Raw genomic sequence first — 241 nt, 5'->3', positions numbered from 1 at the left:
GACACGTTCCGTCGTCGTGCCGCCATGCGCAAGCCTCAGACAAAAAGCGGGCTGAGCTTCGGCGTCCGGGTCGTATGCAATATCGACCGATGAATCCGGCTCCGATGCGTCTCTCCACAAGGTGTCGAGCTCGGGCACTTCGCAGTGCGTCAGTTCTGCGGCCCGGTCGAATCCGTCACTCACTCTCACGACAGAACGCCCGACCGGATCAATGAGATAAAAGTGGAACACGCCCGCCTCC

The 241-nt window shown here is 60.6% G+C and carries 1 protein-coding gene; it reads right to left on the bottom strand.

Going from position 1 to position 241, the window contains the following annotated elements:
• A partial coding sequence (locus tag SB660_RS23325) for a hypothetical protein (protein ID WP_410584938.1) occupies window positions 1–241 on the bottom strand: 241 nt, incomplete at both ends.

Origin of the sequence: Bacillus sp. SIMBA_005 (assembly GCF_046535585.1) — a bacterium.
GTDB classification, from domain to species: domain Bacteria; phylum Bacillota; class Bacilli; order Bacillales; family Bacillaceae; genus Bacillus; species Bacillus pumilus.
The sequence above is the reverse complement of the archived record's forward strand: the minus strand, read 5'-3'. Positions and strand labels throughout refer to the sequence as shown.